General features: G+C 62.1%; 22 protein-coding genes. 6 read left to right on the plus strand and 16 right to left on the minus strand.

Annotation, left to right across the window (positions count from 1 at the left end; genetic code table 11):
- Nucleotides 1–671 precede the first annotated feature (671 nt).
- A complete protein-coding gene (locus HCN58_RS18690; RefSeq protein WP_171580852.1) occupies nucleotides 672–1,937 on the plus strand; it encodes a serine hydrolase domain-containing protein in 1,266 nt (421 codons plus the stop codon).
- Nucleotides 1,938–2,114: 177 nt separating this feature from the next.
- Here HCN58_RS18690 and HCN58_RS18695 read toward each other — a convergent pair whose 3' ends face one another.
- Entirely contained in the window at nucleotides 2,115–2,879 is a 765-nt protein-coding gene (locus HCN58_RS18695; protein ID WP_171580853.1) for a serine acetyltransferase domain-containing protein, read from the minus strand.
- A gap of 284 nt (nucleotides 2,880–3,163) precedes the next feature.
- Here HCN58_RS18695 and HCN58_RS37130 point away from each other — a divergent pair, with 284 nt between their 5' ends.
- Nucleotides 3,164–4,114, plus strand: a complete 951-nt coding sequence (locus tag HCN58_RS37130; protein WP_171580854.1) for a type VI secretion system-associated protein TagO — start codon at nucleotides 3,164–3,166, stop codon at nucleotides 4,112–4,114.
- Between the two features lie 171 nt (nucleotides 4,115–4,285).
- On the opposite strand, the gene HCN58_RS18705 is transcribed toward HCN58_RS37130, so the two are convergent.
- From HCN58_RS18705 to HCN58_RS18740, 8 genes are all read right to left on the minus strand, one after another.
- A complete protein-coding gene (locus HCN58_RS18705; protein ID WP_171581192.1) occupies nucleotides 4,286–4,771 on the minus strand; it encodes a DUF2852 domain-containing protein in 486 nt (161 codons plus the stop codon).
- A gap of 107 nt (nucleotides 4,772–4,878) precedes the next feature.
- A complete protein-coding gene (locus HCN58_RS18710) occupies nucleotides 4,879–5,595 on the minus strand; it encodes a TetR/AcrR family transcriptional regulator (protein ID WP_171580855.1) in 717 nt (238 codons plus the stop codon).
- Between the two features lie 104 nt (nucleotides 5,596–5,699).
- A complete protein-coding gene (locus tag HCN58_RS18715; RefSeq protein WP_171580856.1) occupies nucleotides 5,700–6,065 on the minus strand; it encodes a YciI family protein in 366 nt (121 codons plus the stop codon).
- Nucleotides 6,066–6,124: 59 nt separating this feature from the next.
- On the minus strand, nucleotides 6,125–6,544 hold the full coding sequence (locus tag HCN58_RS18720) for a YciI family protein (protein ID WP_171580857.1): 420 nt from the start codon (nucleotides 6,542–6,544) through the stop codon (nucleotides 6,125–6,127).
- Between the two features lie 127 nt (nucleotides 6,545–6,671).
- Nucleotides 6,672–7,088: a YciI family protein gene (locus tag HCN58_RS18725; protein ID WP_171580858.1), complete on the minus strand. Its 417-nt coding sequence runs from the start codon at nucleotides 7,086–7,088 to the stop codon at nucleotides 6,672–6,674.
- Between the two features lie 265 nt (nucleotides 7,089–7,353).
- Nucleotides 7,354–7,722 (minus strand): nuclear transport factor 2 family protein, encoded by a 369-nt coding sequence (locus HCN58_RS18730; RefSeq protein ID WP_171580859.1) that lies wholly within the window; start codon nucleotides 7,720–7,722, stop codon nucleotides 7,354–7,356.
- 10 nt (nucleotides 7,723–7,732) lie between these two features.
- Entirely contained in the window at nucleotides 7,733–8,386 is a 654-nt protein-coding gene (locus HCN58_RS18735; RefSeq protein ID WP_171580860.1) for a glutathione S-transferase family protein, read from the minus strand.
- Between the two features lie 50 nt (nucleotides 8,387–8,436).
- Nucleotides 8,437–8,988, minus strand: coding sequence for a dihydrofolate reductase family protein (locus tag HCN58_RS18740; RefSeq protein ID WP_171580861.1), 552 nt, complete (start codon nucleotides 8,986–8,988; stop codon nucleotides 8,437–8,439).
- 112 nt (nucleotides 8,989–9,100) lie between these two features.
- Here HCN58_RS18740 and HCN58_RS18745 point away from each other — a divergent pair, with 112 nt between their 5' ends.
- Nucleotides 9,101–9,616 (plus strand): winged helix-turn-helix transcriptional regulator, encoded by a 516-nt coding sequence (locus HCN58_RS18745; RefSeq protein ID WP_171580862.1) that lies wholly within the window; start codon nucleotides 9,101–9,103, stop codon nucleotides 9,614–9,616.
- A gap of 9 nt (nucleotides 9,617–9,625) precedes the next feature.
- Here HCN58_RS18745 and HCN58_RS18750 read toward each other — a convergent pair whose 3' ends face one another.
- Complete coding sequence (locus HCN58_RS18750) at nucleotides 9,626–10,012, minus strand: cupin domain-containing protein (protein WP_171580863.1); 387 nt, start codon at nucleotides 10,010–10,012, stop codon at nucleotides 9,626–9,628.
- A 157-nt stretch (nucleotides 10,013–10,169) separates the two neighbouring features.
- On the opposite strand from HCN58_RS18750, the gene HCN58_RS18755 reads away from it, so the two are divergent.
- Together HCN58_RS18755 and HCN58_RS18760 are read left to right on the plus strand one after the other, a co-directional pair.
- Nucleotides 10,170–10,958: an SDR family NAD(P)-dependent oxidoreductase gene (locus HCN58_RS18755; RefSeq protein WP_171580864.1), complete on the plus strand. Its 789-nt coding sequence runs from the start codon at nucleotides 10,170–10,172 to the stop codon at nucleotides 10,956–10,958.
- A 545-nt stretch (nucleotides 10,959–11,503) separates the two neighbouring features.
- A complete protein-coding gene (locus tag HCN58_RS18760) occupies nucleotides 11,504–11,941 on the plus strand; it encodes a hypothetical protein (protein ID WP_171580865.1) in 438 nt (145 codons plus the stop codon).
- A gap of 136 nt (nucleotides 11,942–12,077) precedes the next feature.
- Here HCN58_RS18760 and HCN58_RS18765 read toward each other — a convergent pair whose 3' ends face one another.
- The 5 genes from HCN58_RS18765 to HCN58_RS18785 all read right to left on the minus strand — a co-directional run bounded on the left by HCN58_RS18765 (nucleotide 12,078) and on the right by HCN58_RS18785 (nucleotide 15,509).
- A complete protein-coding gene (locus tag HCN58_RS18765) occupies nucleotides 12,078–12,491 on the minus strand; it encodes a VOC family protein (RefSeq protein WP_171580866.1) in 414 nt (137 codons plus the stop codon).
- Between the two features lie 158 nt (nucleotides 12,492–12,649).
- Nucleotides 12,650–13,186, minus strand: a complete 537-nt coding sequence (locus HCN58_RS18770) for an SRPBCC family protein (RefSeq protein WP_171580867.1) — start codon at nucleotides 13,184–13,186, stop codon at nucleotides 12,650–12,652.
- Nucleotides 13,187–13,218: 32 nt separating this feature from the next.
- A complete protein-coding gene (locus tag HCN58_RS18775; protein WP_171580868.1) occupies nucleotides 13,219–13,632 on the minus strand; it encodes a DoxX family protein in 414 nt (137 codons plus the stop codon).
- A 240-nt stretch (nucleotides 13,633–13,872) separates the two neighbouring features.
- The gene (locus HCN58_RS18780) at nucleotides 13,873–15,144 is read right to left on the minus strand and encodes an RNA polymerase sigma factor (RefSeq protein ID WP_171580869.1); all 1,272 of its coding nucleotides are present in this window, start codon (nucleotides 15,142–15,144) and stop codon (nucleotides 13,873–13,875) included.
- On the minus strand, nucleotides 15,141–15,509 hold the full coding sequence (locus HCN58_RS18785) for a YciI family protein (RefSeq protein ID WP_171580870.1): 369 nt from the start codon (nucleotides 15,507–15,509) through the stop codon (nucleotides 15,141–15,143). Before HCN58_RS18785 ends, HCN58_RS18780 begins: the two co-directional genes overlap by 4 nt.
- Before the next feature lie 420 nt (nucleotides 15,510–15,929).
- Here HCN58_RS18785 and HCN58_RS18790 point away from each other — a divergent pair, with 420 nt between their 5' ends.
- Nucleotides 15,930–16,895, plus strand: coding sequence for a 2-hydroxyacid dehydrogenase (locus HCN58_RS18790; protein ID WP_171580871.1), 966 nt, complete (start codon nucleotides 15,930–15,932; stop codon nucleotides 16,893–16,895).
- A 53-nt stretch (nucleotides 16,896–16,948) separates the two neighbouring features.
- Here the strand turns inward: HCN58_RS18790 and HCN58_RS18795 are convergent, their stop codons facing one another.
- Nucleotides 16,949–17,608, minus strand: a complete 660-nt coding sequence (locus HCN58_RS18795) for a TetR/AcrR family transcriptional regulator (RefSeq protein ID WP_171580872.1) — start codon at nucleotides 17,606–17,608, stop codon at nucleotides 16,949–16,951.
- Nucleotides 17,609–17,703: the final 95 nt, after the last annotated feature.

Genomic DNA, 17,703 nt, shown 5'->3' on the forward strand with positions numbered 1-17,703 from the left:
AGCATCCCGGCCTTCCCTGCGCAATGGCTTTACGGCTTACTTCGTGCTCTTCCCGGTGAACGGCTTTCTTGCCACCGTCGCCTCCGAGAAGCTTCGCTTCTCTCGGACTTAACGCCAGCACCGCGGCGCCAGAACCACACGATTTCACCGTACGCTTTCGGCGCGTACATCTTTCGCGTCATCAGCGTCCATCGCATCTCACCGCACGTTCGTGACGATCGCGAAGCGCCCCTCATCTGCCGTGAGACGGGCGGAGTTATGCGGCTGATTTGGCCATCATGTTAAGCGGAATATTTTTGATTCTTTTTGATTCCTGGGCTTGACACGATTTCGGAAAATCCGAACTGATTTGCTCCTCGGGTTAGCTTACCGCAGGTGGCTGCATCAAATTGTGTTTGTGCGTAAGGCAAATCAGCTCGCAGGAGGAGATGAATCGTGGCCCGCATGAGCCGCAAGCGATATGCGGGGACACACTTTCCCGACTTCGCTCATTCGGGCTACGGTTGCCTGAACAGACTTTTGGTGATTTGCCCGATGAGAACAGTTCTTGCGACGGCATAACGAATGCCCTGCTCGCGCGCTCGCCTTGTCGCTCATACAGGCGTGATCTAACATGGGGCTCCAAAACATAAACAATCATGCGGGCCTGAACCGCATTCAGGGAGAAGACGATGAAGCCATTAATGATGGCCGCAGCGGTTGTAGTCGGCATCGCTGCCAATGCGGCCAATGCCGCGCCGCTGCCCGAGGCAAAGCCGGATGACGTTGGATTTTCGCAGCAGGGACTGGCGCGCCTGGACGATTTTTTTGCCCGCGAGATCGCCGCGAAGCGTGTGCCCGGCGCTGTCGTCGCGATAGCTCGCGACGGAAAGCTCGTGCAATACAAGGCGTACGGCCAGCTTGATCCGACCAAAGGCACGCCGATGCCGTTAGATGCCGTGTTCGCGCTTGCTTCCATGACCAAGCCGATGGCCGCCGTCGCGGGCCTGACACTTATGGAACAGGGCCGCCTGCCGCTTCAGGCAAAGCTTGCGGATTACTATCCCGCGTTTGCCGAGATGAAGGTCGGCGTCCCGCAGGCGGATGGTTCGCTGAAGCTCGACGGGCAGGTTTCACCGATCTACATCCACGACCTTTATCGACATACATCGGGCCTGATGTATGGGGGACGCCCGGACAGCTCGAGCCCGGTAGCGCGTCAGTACCCGGACGGGACGGCGCCGGCGGTCGAGGGCGATACGCAGGCGTTCATCGATCGCATCACCAAGCTGCCGCTGGCCCACCAACCGGCGACGGTTTTCGAGTACGGCTTCTCGATCGATGTGCTCGGCGCGGTTGTTGAAAAGGTGAGCGAGCAGCGGCTTGGCGACTACCTGTCCGGCAATGTGTGGCAACCGCTCGGCATGAAGGACGCCACGTTCCACCCCGCGGAGGCGCAGCGCGCGCGTCTTGCCCGGCCATTTCCCAACGATCCGCTGACGGGCAAGCCGCAGGCGATCAAGCTTCTCGACACGCCAACCAAGTTCGACTGCGGCGGGGCCTGCGCGTTTGCCACCGTGGGCGACTACGTCCGCTTTGGCCAGATGCTGCTCAATGGCGGCGAGCTCGACGGCCAGCGCATTCTCGGACCCAAGACAGTGCACCACATGATCTCCAACCACCTTGGCCCGGAGATCAAGAACAACGTCGCCAATATTGAGCCGCATCGTGGTGGCTTTGGCTTCGGCCTTGGCGTGGCCGTGCGCACCAGCGAGGGTCTATCCTCGGTTCCGGGCAATCCTGGCGAATTCACCTGGAATGGCGCCTATGGCACGCAGTTCTTCTGCGACCCGAAGGAGCGCCTCGTCGTGGTCGTGGGAACGGCGGCGCCTGGCGAACTTCGGAAGTACTACCGCGAGCAGGTCCAGAACATCGTCTACGGCGCCATGGTGCGGTAGACCTTTCGCAGTCGATAGGCTGGGTAAAGCCACCGGGTCGCGCGAACGCGCTCCCGATGACAGGCTCCGCGTGCCCACCATCAAGCAGCCCAAATCGGTCATGGATAGTGGGCACGGCGCTGTCGCGCCTTTGCCCCTACGGAACTATCATTTGCGGTGCCCGGTTTCCATGCGCGCTCAGACGGAAACCTGCTCCGGGCAATTCGTCAGCCGTGCGGGAACGCCCACGGCAGTGCAGCCAGCAGGCACGTCATGCTCGACGAGTGCGCCGGCGCCGACCTTGGCGAAGTCGCCGACGCTGACGTTGCCGAGAATGCTCGATCCGGCGCTGAGCAACACTCCCCTGCCGATCTTTGGCGCGCGGTCCGGCGCCGAATGTTTTCGGCCGATGGTGACGTTCTGCAGGATCGTCACCTCGTCGCCGATCACGGCGAAGGCGCCGATGATGATGCCGGTGGCGTGATCGAGAAACACCGACGTGCCGATCGATGCGGTCGGGTGAATGCTGATCTGAAGCTGATCGGACGACAGGCTTTGCAACAACAGCGCCAGATCGCTGCGCCTCTCGCGCCAGAGCCAGTTGGAGACGCGCCAAGCCTGCAGCGCGACGTATCCCTTGAAGTTCAACAGCGGCGGCAGCAGCGCCGTAGTCGCGGGATCGTGAACGGCGATGCTCTGCAGATCGCGGCTGGCCGCGTCGATCAGATCGGGCGAGGCCGCGAAAGCCTCACGGGCGAGGCACCCAAATCGCCGGCGATCCGCCGGGCTTTTTCCGAGCTGCTCGCCAATCTGGTGGGAAACCGCGCTGCCGAAATTCGCATGATTGAGAATGGTGGCCGATAGCGAGGCGCCAAACACGGGATCGCTCGCGCGGACGCGCTCGGTTTCACGCCGGATCGCGCGCCAAAGCTGGTCGACTGGTGCAATTCCGTTTGGGATCATGGCCGTTCTCCCCGGTGGTGCTGCCCGTGCATCGATTCTTGCGCTCGCTTCCAGAAGTCCCTGCGAAGCTCTCAGAAAGTATCTTGACGCCTCAGACAGTGGATCGCCCTCCCGCTTGTTCGATCCATAGGGTGGCGAAAACATTAACCATGCAAGAGCTTCGCGCGGCGAATGCCGGACGCTTAATGAGCGATTAATATCTTGCACAAAAGATAGACGATCAGCACCAACATTGTAACGCAGCAAGAATTGCGCGCGGGACCCAGCCTCTAAGGAGGAATGGCGTGAGGGCGTTTCTTACCTACGCGCTGGCCGCGACCTTAGCTGGTTGTGGCTGTCTTTCACCGCCGCAAACGAACATCGAAGGATGCACGGCCACGAATGGATTCGGCTGTTTCGATCGAGCGGCCGCCGGTCGGCCGATTGAACCGGAGCCTGCGTTATTCAGGACTGATTCTGCCATAACCGAAATCAAGTCCGCGATCGCGCCGGCGATCGAAAAATCGTCCACTCCGGCCTATCCCGGCACGAAAACGGCGCAATCGACCATGATCCCGGCGAAAGTCGAGACATCTCGCATTCCCCTTCCACCTACTCGATCATTGAAGACACGACTGCGGCCCGCCACTGCGGAGGTCGCAAAACCGGTGACGCCTGCCAGCCCGGAATCGGCCCCGCAACAGAAAGCGGATACCAAGGACGGTTCCAATCAGGTGGAAGCGTTGCAGCCCGGCGATGCCGAAGCGGCCGCACCTATGCCGCAAAAAGAACTGACCATCGGAAGCGCTCGAGATCAGCTTGCCGATACAGCCTGGATCATAAGTGAAACAACTTCCCCCGTGGATTACTCCCCTCTGATCACGGCGGTGATCCACTCAACGTCCAGCGCGAAGGATGCACCAAGCACCCTGGCTGTTCGCTGTCCTGGAGCCCGTACTGAACTGTCGCTTTACACGGAGGGAGCGTGGCACGCGTCGCGTGCCAACGAAATTCAAGTCGACTATCAGATCAACGACCAACCCATTGTCAGGCAGCACTGGACTCTTTCCGCAGATGGAAAGAGGGCCAGTTACAAAGGTGATGCAGTCGGACTTCTGCGGTCGTTACCAGAAGGCGCACGGCTGAAGATAGGCGTGTTCGACAGGCCGGGCATCGGCCAAGTAGCGACGTTCCAACTCGCCGGATTGGATAGCGTCCGGAAAAAAATTGAAGTGGCGTGTAAGTGGCCATCTTAGCAGACAGCGATGATCCATCGATCGCACGGGACGAATTCAACGCGCCTCGTCAGAGAAAGCCAAGGTGGCCACAACAATAAGCCGCCCACCTGCGTGTCGCAGATGGGCGGCTGTATTGCCATCAGGCATCATGGGGGCATCACGCCTGCGGCTGAACTCTGCTGTCGACGATCAGCCCTGCTGCGGCTGGTCATTCGGCGGGGTCGGACGCTGCTTGTGCTGCGCCATGAACTGGTCGAACTCTTCCTTGTCCTTGGCGTGGCGCAGGCGGTCGAGGAAATTCTTGAACTCGACCTGCTCTTCCTCGAGCCGGCGCAGGGTTTCCATGCGGTACTCGTCGAAGGCGCGGTTGCCGCTCGACGGCGGTCCGAAGCCGAAGCCGCCAAAACCGCGGCGCTCCATGCGGTCGCGCATACGGTCCATTTTGTACTGCATTCGCTCCATCTTGTTCTGCCAGCGGTCTCCGTGGCTCCAGCAACCCATTTTTCTGCTCCCTAGTGTGAAAAAGAGGAGGGCAAGACCGATCGGCCACCAGATGATGAAGCCGAGGATAGTCACGGCAATCCAGCCGGGGTGCCAGGGGCTCTCAAGCATATGCGGGCGATAGGTCTGTTCCGTCGGGCCGCGCCATCGATTGACATCTGCGGTGTAGGCCATTTCCCTCTCCATGACGGCAATCACGCCGTTGTGAATGTAAATAACATTTACATACCTAAACCATCCCGCATTTTTGTCAAGCGGGCGGCTGGCCGCACCCTCTAAAATTATTTCGGGGTTCCCCAAGGGCCGCCAGCCGGCGGCACCGGCGGGGGGCCTGCGGGCTTTTGATCGGATGCCCGGCGGTCGGTCGGGAAGCCGAGGCCGCGCAGATAAATCAGCACTTCGGCTTCCAAAAGTTCGTCCGGCGACATCGGCAATTTGCGCCGCGCCGCATCGCCTCGGCCGAACAGCGAGGCCACGCCGTGCGCCATGGACCAGATATGCAGCGCCATCATCATCGCCGGCGGCCGCGGGGTTCCCGGCGGCGTCATCGCCGCCAGCCGCTCGGCGGCGGCGCGGATAATGGCGAATGCGCGCTCGCTTGCAGCCATTAATGTGGGGTTGGAATCGACTGGAATCCCGGATTCGAACATCGCTGAATAGTACGCCGGCTCGTTGCGTGCGAAGGCGAGATAGGCCTTGCCGACCCGCTCGAACGCCGTGACGGTGTCGGGGCGGCCATCATCCCAAGCCTGCGTCAGCATCGCCTCGAACTGCTCGAAGCCGCGCTGGGCGATCGAGGACAGCAATTCGTCGCGGTCGCGGAAATGCCGGTACGGCGCGGCGGGGCTGACGCCGGCCATCCGCGCGGCATCGGCGAAGGTGAAACCGGCGGCGCCTTTTTCGGCGATCAGGCCAAGTGCTGCCTGCAGCAGCGCCTCTTTCAGATTGCCGTGATGGTAGCCGCGCTCGCCGCGGCCCTGTTCCTTGCGCCAGCTCATGTGAAAGGCTTTTACATGAGCCGGCCGCAAAGGTCACTAGCGCCGAGGAAGAGCGTTCAGCAACCTTAACGGCGTGCGGGGCGGCGCAAATTCCGGACGACTTCTTAACCGCCCGGGATCGGGAGGACCGGCATGATCTCCACGCGATCGCCGGGAAAGATCGAAAAATGCGGGTGGTTCTCGAACAGTTTCGCGGCCGCCTCATGTGAGTCGGCCCGCACCACCGTGAAGGCGCCCATCTCGTTGGCGATGTCAGCAATACCGTTTGAATCGACCTTCTTGGTCTTGCCGAGCGGGCCACCCATGGCGACGATCGCCGCCTGGTGCTTTTCGACCCAAGCCTTCCACGCCGCCATTCCCTGCTGCTCCTTGGCGCGCCGCTCAGCCTCGGGCAGCGCATTCCAGGTGGCCATTTTTGCACTGGTCTTGCTGCCGAGGAACACTGCGAGGAACGTATCTTTGGTGCTCATGAGGTTTCTCCTCCCTTGCGGTTGACGGATCGGCGATTGACTATCGATTGACTATCGACTTAACGGCGTGCGGAGCCCTTTCGCAGCTCGGCCAACCCGGCGGCGGCTTCCTGCACTTCTTCGGAAAAATCCGCGATCTCCTGCACCTGGCGGATCTCGATGATCTCGTTCGCGGAGGCCGGGCATTTCTTTGCCCAGGCGATCGCCTCCTCGCGCGACTTGACGTCGATCATCCAGTAGCCGCCGAGTACTTCCTTGGATTCGGTGAAGGGACCGTCGGTTACCACAGGCTTGCCGGTGGCAAACGAGACCCGCGCGCCCATCGACGGCGGATGCAGCCCGTCGAGCGTGATCAGGACGCCGGCGTCCTTCAGCGCCTCGTTGTATTGCATCATCGCCTTGACGCGCTCGGGATCGAGCTGGACGTCGGGCGGTGCGGTCTCGTAGCCGAGAGGGATCATCAGCATCATGAATCGCATGGTGGGTCCTTGTTCTGGTGTCATTCCGGGAGGATGCGAAACATCGAACTATGGTGCGCAATTGCGCACCTGAGAATCTCGAGATTCCGGGTCTGGTCCTTTGGACCATCCCGGAATGACGGGAGAATTATTTCTTCGCCGCCTGCGCGCGCAGGCGCTCTTCCTGCTCGCGCAGTTCGGGCGTGAGCGCTTCGCCGAAATCATCCGCCGCAAACACCTGGCGGATTTCGATCTCGTCGCCTTCGAGGAAGGGGGCGCGCTTCATCCAGTCGATTGCTTCGTCCAGCGATTGGGTGTTGATCAGCCAGAATCCGGCGACGAGATCGCTGCTCAGAGCGAACGGACCGCGGCTGACGCTGCTCTGTCCGGTCCCATACTTGATCCGCGCGCCCTTCGAGGTCGGATGCAGGCCCTCGCCCGCTTCCATGACACTGGCCTTGACCAACTCCTCGTTGAACTTGCCCATCGCGGTCAGAAGTTCCGTGCTCGGCATCACGCCTGCTTCCGAATCCTTGCTGGCCTTCACAATCACCATGAATCGCATCGTCGCACTCCGTTTCGGTCGTTCGGGCCGGCCACCGTCGCGTCGGCCTTCGTCAACAAGACGAGCGGCGTTCTACGCCACCGACATATCGGTAAAAATTATTTTCGAGGTAATTGTGCTCGTGCCCCCGGGGTGCGGCGCGGCAAGCTGCTTGGCTTGATGCGCGCAGAACCGGGCCCATCGGCGCCGGCGGCACTTGACCCGGACAGCGGCCCTGCAAAGCGGCACTTCGCGCCGCACCGCGTCCGGGGAAAGCAGGTGTGCGCTACCCCGGCTGCCTGACGAACCTGCCGTCCTGGTAGGCCGCGCCGAAATAGACGTCGATGCGCTTCACCTTATCGCCGTCGAAGACGAAGAATTCGGTATTGCGGAAGCTCTTTCCGCCCTTGGCCGCGCAGTGGTAAGTCACAAAGGCTTCATCGCCTTCGACGAAAATTCGTTCCAACTCGTGGCGTTCGATCCAGTCGCTGTTCTGCCAGCAGCGCGCGAAATAAGTCGCTTTGTCGATGTTATCATCGAACGGACTGGTGAAGCGGAACTCGTCGCTGAGGGCATTCTCGACGAACCTGCGATCGTTCGAAAGATAGGCTGCGAAAATCGCACGGACGGTGTTCGCTCTGCTCGCTTCGGCCATTCAACGCTCCTCAAGGCTCCTTGGGCACCATCTGGAAATACGGCTCGGCCTCGCTCAAGACTCGCGCGACGGAGGGGCGCGCCTTCAGCCGCTCGAGATAGGCGCTGAGGTTTTTCTTCGCTTGGCCGAACGGCACCGCCATGCTGCCGTAGAACAATGACGGCACTGCCGCGCAATCAGCCAGGGTGAAATCCTCGCCCATCGCCCAGCCGCCGTTTTCCATCTGCTGCTCGATCATGGCATAGGACGTGCGCAACTGCGCCCGCGCCTCCTCGACGCCGTGAGGATCGCTTTTCCCTTCCGGCCGCAACCGGTCGAGCATGATCTTCTGCATCGGCAGATGCACATAGAGATCGTAGAAGCGGTCGCGCAGCCGGGTCTGCAAGGCGCGGGCGGGGTCTTCAGGAATCAATCGCGTACGGCCGCGATAATGCTGATCGAGATATTCGACGATGATGCTGGATTCCGGCACGGTCTGATCCCGTGTATCATCGCGCAGCACCGGGAATTTGCCGATCCCCCACAGTTTCAGCAGCGCGGCGCGCTCGGCCGGATTGCCGAGATCGACGAGATTCGGCCGGAACGGAATATTATACTCGTACAGCGCGATCAGCGGCTTCCAACAAAACGAGGCCAGCGGATGGAAATACAGCGTAAGCGACATGGAAACTCCTTTGGCGTTTGCAAGACGATCCGCGCCTAGTGACGCCGACATTATTGCCCTGGCGCCGGCACATAGCGCAGGATCACGATGCCGACCGACAACGGCCGGCTGTCGATCAGCCTGAGCTTGACCTTTTCACCCGGCCTGAACAGCGGCGTTCCGCCACCGAGGATAACCGGGCTCACCGCGATCCGGAACTCGTCGATCAGGCCGTGCGGGATCAGGCTGCTGGCGAGATCGGCACTGCCGAACAGAAAAATATCCTTGGCGCTATCGCGCTTCAGCCGCGCCACGGTCTCCGGCACATCGGCGCTGAACATCTGCGTGTTGTTCCAGTCGGATTTCTTCACCGTGCGCGAGAAGACGTATTTTAGCGCGGCGTTCATGAAATCGGCGACTTCGCCGGTCGCCTTGGGCCAGTGGCTGGCCATCAACTCATAGGTGACGCGGCCGAACAGCAATCCGCCGGCAGCGTTCAGTTGCTCGATCGAAAATTGCTCGAGTTCCTCGCCCCAGACGTCGGAATGCCAGGAGATGTCGCGGTTAGGGCCTTCAACGAAGCCGTCCAGCGTCATCAGATTCCACATGATTAACTTCGCCATTGCGATCTCTCCCTTGACCGATTGCGAATTGCAACTGGTTGTATCCTGGGACATCTGGTGCAATATTGCAAGCGGTTTTTGCGGGCGCTTGGCGCCCGCCTTGGAGACGACCATGACCGATGCCCGGCGCTCCGGCTGCCCGATCAATCTCTCGCTGGAAGTGCTCGGCGACAAATGGAGCCTTTTGATCATCCGCGACATGATGTTCGGCAACCGGCGGCATTTTCGCGAGCTATTGACCAAATCGGAGGAAGGCATCTCCTCCAATATTCTCGCCGACCGGCTGAAGACCCTGCTCGACGAGGGCATCATCACCCGCGAGGACGATCCCACGCACAAGCAAAAGGGAATCTATTCGCTGACCGAGCAAGGTATCGAGCTCTTGCCCGTTCTCGCGCAGATGGCGGCCTGGGGTTACAAGTATCTTCCCGTCAGCGAGGAGCTCGGCATCCGCGCGCGGCTGCTCAGCGAGGGTGGACCGAAGATGTGGGCCGAGTTCATGGACGAATTGCGCGAGAGCCATCTCGGCGTTAAGCGGCGCAGGCGAACGGGACCGTCGGTCGGTGAGCGATTGCAGGCAGCGTATGAGCGCGTGGTGGCAAGGGGAAAAGCGACTGCGGTTAAATAGAGGCGCCCCTCAGGGTGACGCGTCCCACCGCCGCGTTATCTCCGCCGCGCCCTCCATCGTCGCCTCGAACACCGGCGACGCCAGCACGGCATGGATGTGGAGCATGGCGTTGCCGCAGTTCCGGAAACCGTGCCTGCGGCCGGCCGGAACGATCAGCGACTGCCCGGCCCTGACAATGGCGCGGTCCTGATCGATCCACATTTCGGACTCGCCCTCGCGCACCGTCAACACCTCCTCAACCGGATGCGAATGTGTCGGCGCGCCGGCGCCGGGCGCGACCCATTGCTCGAAGATGCATAGCTGCGCCGCTCCATTCGCGGCCGACGTCACCATGCGGGTTTCTACGCCCGGCCGCCAGGCTTCCCGGGGATTGTCCTGATCAGCGATTGCCAGCATCGAAATTCTCCCATCGGGTCCCGCGGCGATTTTCCCATTCCTTAATGCGCGCAGCGTGACCTTTGTTGTTTAAACGCCTAGGCTCTACCCCCGGGACACGGGACAAGGCATAGGTTATAGCAGCGGGAAATCTTCTCTCTCGCAAGCGGACCTGCCCATGCCCCCCTCCCCGCAAAAAGTTGCTCTCGTCACCGGCGCCGCGCGCGGCATCGGGCTTGCGACGGCGAAACGCTTTCTCGCCGAGCGCTGGCAGGTGGCGCTGCTCGACATCGAGGGCGAATTGCTGCGCGGCGCGGTTGCCGAGCTCACCGACCCCGACAACACACTAGCGCTGCACTGCGACGTCTCCGACGCCAAGGCGGTGGCGAACGCCGTGACGGCGGTGAGCGAACGCTTCGGCCGGCTCGACGCGCTGATCAACAATGCCGGCATCGCGGTGTTCGCGCCCCTGCTCGACACGTCAGATGAAGATTGGAGCCGCATCCTGCAGGTCAACCTCACCGGCCCGTTCCTGTGCACCAAGGCGGCAGCACCCCTGATGCGCGAATTTGGCGGCGGCGCGATCGTCAACATCACCTCGATCTCGGCGGTGCGCGCCTCCACGCTGCGCTCGGCCTACGGCACCAGCAAGGCGGGGCTCGCACATCTGACCAAACAGCTCGCGGTCGAATTGGCTTCGCTCGGCATTCGCGTCAACGCCGTGGCGCCCGGCCCGGTCGAGACCGCGATGGCAAAACAGGTCCACACGCCGGAAATCCGCGCCGACTATCACGCCGCCATTCCGCTCAATCGCTACGGCCTCGAAGAGGAACTGGCGGAAGCGATCTTCTTCCTGTGCAGCGATCGCTCGAGCTACATCACGGGGCAAATCCTCGCCGTCGACGGCGGCTTCGACGCCGCCGGCATCGGTCTGCCGACGCTGCGCGGCCAGCGGCGGAACGGGTAGCTGCTCGGTGGCTATGCTGCTTGGCGTGCGGATCAGAGCCCCGTAATAGCCACCTTGGCTGGCGGCCTCTCATTACGGGCTCGTGGAGGGAGGTTAACATTCAGCGCGCCGCGGTGCAGCAACACCGCCTTCTCCGGTGGCGCATCCGGCTTCAAGCTCGGCGTTCCCAGTGCGAACGCTGTTACGAGCAGTAAAACGCTCGCGCAGATAGTGCTGAGGAAAAGATGATCCATGAGACACTCAACGAAGGGCTGCAGTGTTCGTTCCGCTGGGCTACGCGACCATTTCGATAGAACAACGCTGACCTTCTCAGCGACCGTAAATGGGTAGAGGTGAAGGGCCGGTTCCGCGTCTCGCTCGTGCAGCTACCGTGGAAAGGTCACGTTGCACCCTGTGTTCCTAGTGCCGCGCGCCGCGCTCGCCTGCCAGGCTGGGATGGCAACCTTCACGAAAGGCGGCGTCTCCGGTCCGGACGCTTGACGAAACCTTGCCACATGTCCCAGCGTAGCCTGACCGCGAGGGCAGTGCTGACGAGGGAGCCGCGCATGCGAAGGCCGGTCATCAAGTTATTCGTTGTCGCCGCCGCGCTGTCGGCCGCGATCATGCCGGTGCGGGCCGAGGTTCGCATTCTCGCCAGCCCCGGCGGACAGGTCGGGCCATTTCTCGAGCTGTTCGATCGCGTGCGCGAGACCGGGGAGCGCGTGGTGATCGACGGGCCATGCCTGTCGGCCTGCACGCTGGTGCTGATGACAGTGCCGGCCGAGCGCATCTGCGTGACGCGGCGCGCGGTACTCGGCTTTCACGCCGCACGGTCGATCGACGGCCGCGGCCGGATTTATGCCGAGCCGGAAGCCTCGCGCGCGGTGCAGGCAGCCTATCCGGCGCCGGTGCGCGACTGGATCAGCCGTCACGGTGGACTGACGTCGCGGCTGCTGCTGTTGCGCGGGCGTGACCTGGCGGCGATCTATCCAAGGTGCAGGTAGCAATCGTAGGGTGGGTTAGCCAACGGGTCGCGCGAGCGCGCCCGATGATAAACTCCGCTTAACCCACCGAAGTCTCGATGCTCGGCTGGTTCGGCCGGTGGGTTACGGCTTCACCTAACCCATCCTACGAATCCGATTACATGCCTTCCTTCGGGCAGTTCACCATCCAGGGAATACCGAACTTGTCGATGCACATGCCAAAACCGTTGGAGAAGAAGGTCTTGCCGAACGGCATCCTGACCGTGCCGCCTTCGGCGAGCGCATTGAACCGGCGTTCGGCGTCGGCGGGATCCTCGACCGCCAACGCAACCGAGATGCCCTGCGGCTGATGATAATCGCCCGGTGTGGCGTCGGACGCCATCAGCACCTCGCCGTCGATGGTGATGCGGGCATGCATGATCTTCGTTTTCCAGTCCGCCGGGACCGGCATGTCGGCGGGCCCTTCGCCATAAGGCATCTTGGCCTCGATCTGGGCACCAAGCACCTTCTGATAATAGTTGAGCGCTTCCTCGCAATTGCCGTTGTAGAACAGATAGGGATTGACCTGCATCGTGGCCTCCTTGGTTTGTTTTAGTCAGTCACGGCGTTCCCCGGATGCAGCGCAGCACAAAGTGATGCGCTGCTGTTCCGGGGTCCATCAGTTGGGTCGCGGCTCTGCGGAGCGGCGTTGCACGTCGCACCGCGTCCGGGACACGAGCGCGGCAACACTCATTTCTCGGTGAGCGTCTTCAGGTTGGCGAGACCGGCTTCGAAATCCCTGCCGATCATGCGATCCAGGTTCATGAACACCTGGATCAGCCTGGACATGAAGTTCGCCGGACCATGCATCAGCCATGTGACATGGGTGCCATCGCCCTGCGGCAGCATTGTGAACTCGGCGGTGTTGTGGCCTTCGAACGGCGTAAAGAAATCGAGCTTGATGACGATTTTCGACGGCGCCAGGGCCTCGAGAATTTCCATGCGGCCGGAACCGACATTCTTGTCGCCGTCCCAGGCATAGACCGCACCCTTGCCGCTCTCCGCACCGCTATAGGTGCGCTTCATCGCGGGGTCTTTCTGCTCGTAGGGCGACCAGCTTCGCCACTGGTGAAAGTCGGAGATCAGCGGAAAGAGTCTTTCCGCCGGCGCCTTGATGCTGACTGCGCGCTGTACCCGCAAGGTATTCGACTTGGTCGCGGCGAGAATGAGCACGATGGCGATGGCAATCGCCAGTATGACGGCGATAATGGCAATGACTTCCAGCATGTCGGGCTCCTCGAATAATCGGTTAAAGCTAGTCAGCGGCGAAAGGGGACCAGGCTGCGCAGGTTCTTGTCGCGCAGCCACAGCCCGCCCCACAGCATCAGGCCCAGATAGAGCCCGAACAGCGTGTGCGTGAACAAAGGGCTGCCGATCCGGACATGCGAGGCAATTGCGCCGCCGAGATAGCCGGTGAGCAGGATCGCGCCGAGGATCGAGGTCGGCGGAATGGCGTAGAGCACGGTGCACACGATGGTGATGGCGCCGAGGCCGCGCATCAGCGCCTCGCTTGAACCGTAGCCCATCCGGTCCATGGTCTCCGTGACGACCGGCCACGGCACCAGCTTGATGGCGCCGTCGATCATCAGGAACAGAATGACGAGGCCGGAGAGGATGCGGCCCAGCCAGCGTGCCGGGTTTGAGACGGGCGCAGTCTCGGCGATGACAGTCATGGTGATCCCCATTGTCTTGAATGGCTGTTCGGATTCAAGACGAACGAGGGAGGTGAAAGCCGACAGGCGGCGCTAAATTTTTCGATGGCGCTCACTTCTTCCCTTCTCCCCTTGTGGGAGAAGGTGGATCGCTGACGCGAAGCGGCAGCGCGACGGATGAGGGATTCTTTCCGCGGATAGAGATCCCTCATCCGGCGCTTCGCGCCACCTTCTCCCACAAGGGGAGAAGGAAGAACGAGGCTACTTGCCCGCCTTTTTGCCGCGGGGCTGGCTGTCGCGCTGCAGGCGGTCGAGGTGCATGCGAATGTGGGCGGCTTCGGCCGAAGTATTCGCCAGCGCGATGGCCCGGTCGAAGGCTGTGCGCGCCTCGTCGTTGCGGCCGAGCTGCATCAGGAAAGCGCCGCGCACGCCGAAGAAATGAAAATAATTCGACAGCCGCGCCGCCAGCGGCTCGATCATGTCGAGCGCCGCTTGCGGCCCCTTCACCTTGGATACCGCGACCGCGCGGTTCAAGGTCACAACCGGCGACGGCTGCATGATCTCGAGCGCGCCGTAGAGCAGATCGATCTGGGTCCAGTCGGTGTCCTCGGGCTTTTCGGCGCGGGCATGCAGCGCTGCGATCGCGGCCTGCACCTGATAAGGCCCGCTGCGGCGATGGCGCATAGCCTTGTCGATCAGCGCCAGCCCCTCGGAGATCAGAGCCTTATTCCATTTCGAGCGGTCCTGGTCGTCGAGCAGGATCACCTCGCCATCGGCATCGAACCGCGCATCAGTCCGCGCATGCTGCAGCAGCAACAGCGCCGTCAACCCCATGATCTCCGGCTCGCTCTGGAATAGCCGAAGCAACAGCCGCGCCAGGCGGATCGCCTCCTCGCACAGGGGCTTGCGAATCTCGGCGGTATCGCCGCTCGCCGAATAACCCTCGTTGAAGATCAGGTAGATCATCGCGGCAACGGAAGCGAGGCGTTCAGACCGCTCGGCTGCGCCCGGCGTCTCGAACGGCACATTGGCGTCCGCCACCCGCGCCTTCGCCCGCGTGATGCGCTGCTCCATCGCGGCTTCCGAGACCAGGAAGGCGCGCGCAATCTGCTTGACCGTCAGGCCTGAGACGATGCGCAGCGCGAGCGCAATCTGCTGCGTTGCCGGCAGCTCCGGATGGCAGCAGATGAACAACAGCCGCAGAATGTCGTCGCGGTAATGCGAGCCGTCGAGCCGCTCGGCAAGCTCCTCCTCGGCGTCGTCGAGGTCGGAGATCGCCTCGTCCTCCGGCAACGGCGTTTGCTTCTTGCCGCGCCTGATATCGTCAATCGCGACATTGCGCCCGACCATGATCAGCCACGCCGCGGGATCGCGCGGCGGGCCGTTCTGCGGCCAGCTCTTCAGCGCCCGCAGGCAGGCGTTCTGAAAAGCTTCCTCGGCGGTATCGAGGTTACGGAAATAGCGCAGTAGCGCGCCGACCGCCTGGGGGCGAGCCGAAGTCAGTGCGGCATCGATCCAGGCGGTATCGGTCATGGCTGCACGCTGCCCGCCGTGAAGTGGCCAAGGGGACGGATCTCATAGGCGCCGCCGGGATTAGCCGCGCCGAGCTCGCGCGCGACGCCGAGCGCCTCGTCGAGGTCCTTGCAGTCGACGAGATAGAAACCGAGCAATTGTTCCTTGGTTTCGGCATAGGGGCCGTCGAGCACCAGCGGTGGATCGTCCTTGCGCAGCGTGGTCGCCGCCGTGGTCGGTAACAGCCGCGCCACCGGACCGAGCCGGCCCTGTTTGGTCAGTTTGTCCTGCACGACAGACAATTTCTTCATGACCGCGGCGTCCTGTTCCTTGGTCCAGGAACCGACGGTGTCTTCGTCGTGATAGCAAAGGATGGCGTAAAGCATGGAAACAGGCATCTCCGTTGTCTTGATGACGAACGATTATGCCCGGAGCCGACAGGCGCGTCGAAGAAATTTTGAAAATGTTCCGGCTGCCGTCAGGGACCTACAATCGGCGGTGGCGGCGGATTGAAATGCCTGTAGGCGTGAATGGCCTTGGAACAAAGGCTGCACACACCGAGAATAAGAAAGATGCATCTGAGCGTTTTCATCTGACGGCCTCGACCTTGGCTGGCCCGAAGTCGCGGCGATTGTTCTGGTGGGCGGGCGCCAGCCAGACCATCACGGCCACGATGACGGATTTGCGGATCGCCAGCAGATTGTGCATGGAAGGTCTCCCTTGTCGGATGAAAGGAGGCTAGAGAAACGGTTCGGTCCGCGATGTGAGGCGGGTCACGCCGAGTTGGCGACGCGAAAGGAATGGCAATGACGAAAGGTGCGCTCGCGCTGCTGGTGCATGGCGGGACCGAAAACTGGTCGCCGCGGCGCTGGAAGAGCCGGTTCGATGAGGTTTGCGCGGGGCGGTCTGTGCTGCTGTTGCCGGATGCGTCGTTCGATCCGGCCGATGTGCATTACGCGGCGGTGTGGAAGCCGCATCCGGGCGAACTCGCCGCTTTCCCCAACCTGCGTGTCATCTTCAATCTCGGCGCTGGCGTCGATGCGCTGATGGCCGATCGCTCATTGCCCGACGTGCCGCTGGTGCGCGTCGCCGTCACCGACCTCACCGCGCGGATGACCGAATATGTCGTGCTGCATGTCTTGATGCACCACCGGCAGGAGCCCTACTTGCGGCATTCGCAGCGCGAAAAACGCTGGGCGCCGAAATCACAATGGGCAGCGGGCGCGATCTCTGTCGGCATCATGGGGCTCGGCACGCTTGGTGCTGACGCCGCCGACGCAGTGCGGCGGCTGGGCTTTCGTGTCGCGGGCTGGAGCCGCAGCCCGCGAACGATCGACGGCATCGAATGCTTTCACGGCAAAGCACAGCTCGAGGCATTTTTGCGGCGGACCGATATTCTGGTGTGCCTCCTGCCGCTGACGCCGGAGACGCGGCACATTCTCAATCGCGGGCTCTTTGAGAAACTGAATCGCACGAGTCCGCTTGGCGCGCCGGTCGTGATCAATGCCGGCCGCGGCGGCCTGCAGAACGAGGCCGACATTTTGCAATGCCTCGACGACGGCACGCTCGGCGGCGCCTCGCTCGACGTCTATGCCACCGAGCCGCTGCCTGCCGACAGCCCGTTCTGGACCCATCCAAAAGTGGTGCTGACCCCGCACAACGCCGCCGATACCGATCCCGACGAGATATCGAAATACGTCGCGCGCCAGATCGCGCGGTTTGAGGACGGCGGCACGCTGGAGAATGTCGTGGTTCGCGAGCGCGGGTATTAGAACTCTATCGTCGTCCCCGCGAACACGATGCTTTCGCAGGGACGACGCGCAGGCTATCCCGCCGTCCCGATCATCACGTTGATTGCGCCGTTGACGATTGCCTCCAGTTCCTTTCGCGGCACCTGGGCGCGGGCGCGGATGGCGATGGTGTGAATGGTGGCGGAGGCGAGTTGCGCCAGCACGGCCGCGTCGGCGCTCGCCGGTAGCTCGCCCTTTTCCTGGGCGAGCCGGAAACAGACCGCAAAGGCCTTGTCGAGCTCGGCAAAGCCTTCTAGCACCATCGCGCGGATATCGGGGTCATGTACCGCCTCGGAGGCTGCGGTCATTACCGTGAAGCAGCCGCGCGGACCGGATTCGCCGGACAGATAGATGTCGAGCGCCACCGCATAGATGCGTTCCAGGCGCTTTCGGATCGGCAGTTCGTTCCTGAAGATATCGCCCATCGCAACCCGCGCGTCGTCGCGATAGCGACGGTAGCTCTTGATGAAGAGTTCGCGCTTGTCGCCGAACGCCCCATAGAGGCTCGGCCGGTTCATGCCGGTGGCCGCGGAGAGATCGTCGAGCGAGGTGGCCGCAAAACCGTCCTTCCGAAAGAGGTCGAGGGCCTTGCCGAGCGCAACGTCCGGCTCATAGGCGCGCGGGCGGCCCCGCCGCTTGGGCAGGACAGGGGCATCAATTCGGGGGACCGGGGGCTTCTTATTTTTTTGTACCATTTCGCAAAAAATTCCTTGACCGGGCTTATATTATGCGGAACAGTATAAAAATCAATCCTGGCCGCCTTGACGTCGGCCCGATTGATCAACCGCCA

It is taken from the genome of Bradyrhizobium australiense, from assembly GCF_013114825.1.
In the GTDB taxonomy this organism is placed as follows: domain Bacteria; phylum Pseudomonadota; class Alphaproteobacteria; order Rhizobiales; family Xanthobacteraceae; genus Bradyrhizobium; species Bradyrhizobium australiense.

Coding starts and splice junctions, on each gene's coding strand:
- HCN58_RS18705 (WP_171581192.1), bottom strand. CDS start 4,771: ATGGCCTACACCGCAGATGTCAATCGATGGCGCGGCCCGACGGAACAG.
- HCN58_RS18775 (WP_171580868.1), bottom strand. CDS start 13,632: ATGACTGTCATCGCCGAGACTGCGCCCGTCTCAAACCCGGCACGCTGG.
- HCN58_RS18715 (WP_171580856.1), bottom strand. CDS start 6,065: ATGAGCACCAAAGATACGTTCCTCGCAGTGTTCCTCGGCAGCAAGACC.
- HCN58_RS18785 (WP_171580870.1), bottom strand. CDS start 15,509: ATGCTTTACGCCATCCTTTGCTATCACGACGAAGACACCGTCGGTTCC.
- HCN58_RS18730 (WP_171580859.1), bottom strand. CDS start 7,722: ATGGCCGAAGCGAGCAGAGCGAACACCGTCCGTGCGATTTTCGCAGCC.
- HCN58_RS18695 (WP_171580853.1), bottom strand. CDS start 2,879: ATGATCCCAAACGGAATTGCACCAGTCGACCAGCTTTGGCGCGCGATC.
- HCN58_RS18745 (WP_171580862.1), top strand. CDS start 9,101: ATGACCGATGCCCGGCGCTCCGGCTGCCCGATCAATCTCTCGCTGGAA.
- HCN58_RS18690 (WP_171580852.1), top strand. CDS start 672: ATGAAGCCATTAATGATGGCCGCAGCGGTTGTAGTCGGCATCGCTGCC.
- HCN58_RS18750 (WP_171580863.1), bottom strand. CDS start 10,012: ATGCTGGCAATCGCTGATCAGGACAATCCCCGGGAAGCCTGGCGGCCG.
- HCN58_RS18710 (WP_171580855.1), bottom strand. CDS start 5,595: ATGAGCTGGCGCAAGGAACAGGGCCGCGGCGAGCGCGGCTACCATCAC.
- HCN58_RS18765 (WP_171580866.1), bottom strand. CDS start 12,491: ATGCAGGTCAATCCCTATCTGTTCTACAACGGCAATTGCGAGGAAGCG.
- HCN58_RS18720 (WP_171580857.1), bottom strand. CDS start 6,544: ATGCGATTCATGATGCTGATGATCCCTCTCGGCTACGAGACCGCACCG.
- HCN58_RS18795 (WP_171580872.1), bottom strand. CDS start 17,608: ATGGTACAAAAAAATAAGAAGCCCCCGGTCCCCCGAATTGATGCCCCT.
- HCN58_RS18740 (WP_171580861.1), bottom strand. CDS start 8,988: ATGGCGAAGTTAATCATGTGGAATCTGATGACGCTGGACGGCTTCGTT.
- HCN58_RS18760 (WP_171580865.1), top strand. CDS start 11,504: ATGCGAAGGCCGGTCATCAAGTTATTCGTTGTCGCCGCCGCGCTGTCG.
- HCN58_RS18725 (WP_171580858.1), bottom strand. CDS start 7,088: ATGCGATTCATGGTGATTGTGAAGGCCAGCAAGGATTCGGAAGCAGGC.
- HCN58_RS18735 (WP_171580860.1), bottom strand. CDS start 8,386: ATGTCGCTTACGCTGTATTTCCATCCGCTGGCCTCGTTTTGTTGGAAG.
- HCN58_RS18790 (WP_171580871.1), top strand. CDS start 15,930: ATGACGAAAGGTGCGCTCGCGCTGCTGGTGCATGGCGGGACCGAAAAC.
- HCN58_RS18755 (WP_171580864.1), top strand. CDS start 10,170: ATGCCCCCCTCCCCGCAAAAAGTTGCTCTCGTCACCGGCGCCGCGCGC.
- HCN58_RS18780 (WP_171580869.1), bottom strand. CDS start 15,144: ATGACCGATACCGCCTGGATCGATGCCGCACTGACTTCGGCTCGCCCC.
- HCN58_RS18770 (WP_171580867.1), bottom strand. CDS start 13,186: ATGCTGGAAGTCATTGCCATTATCGCCGTCATACTGGCGATTGCCATC.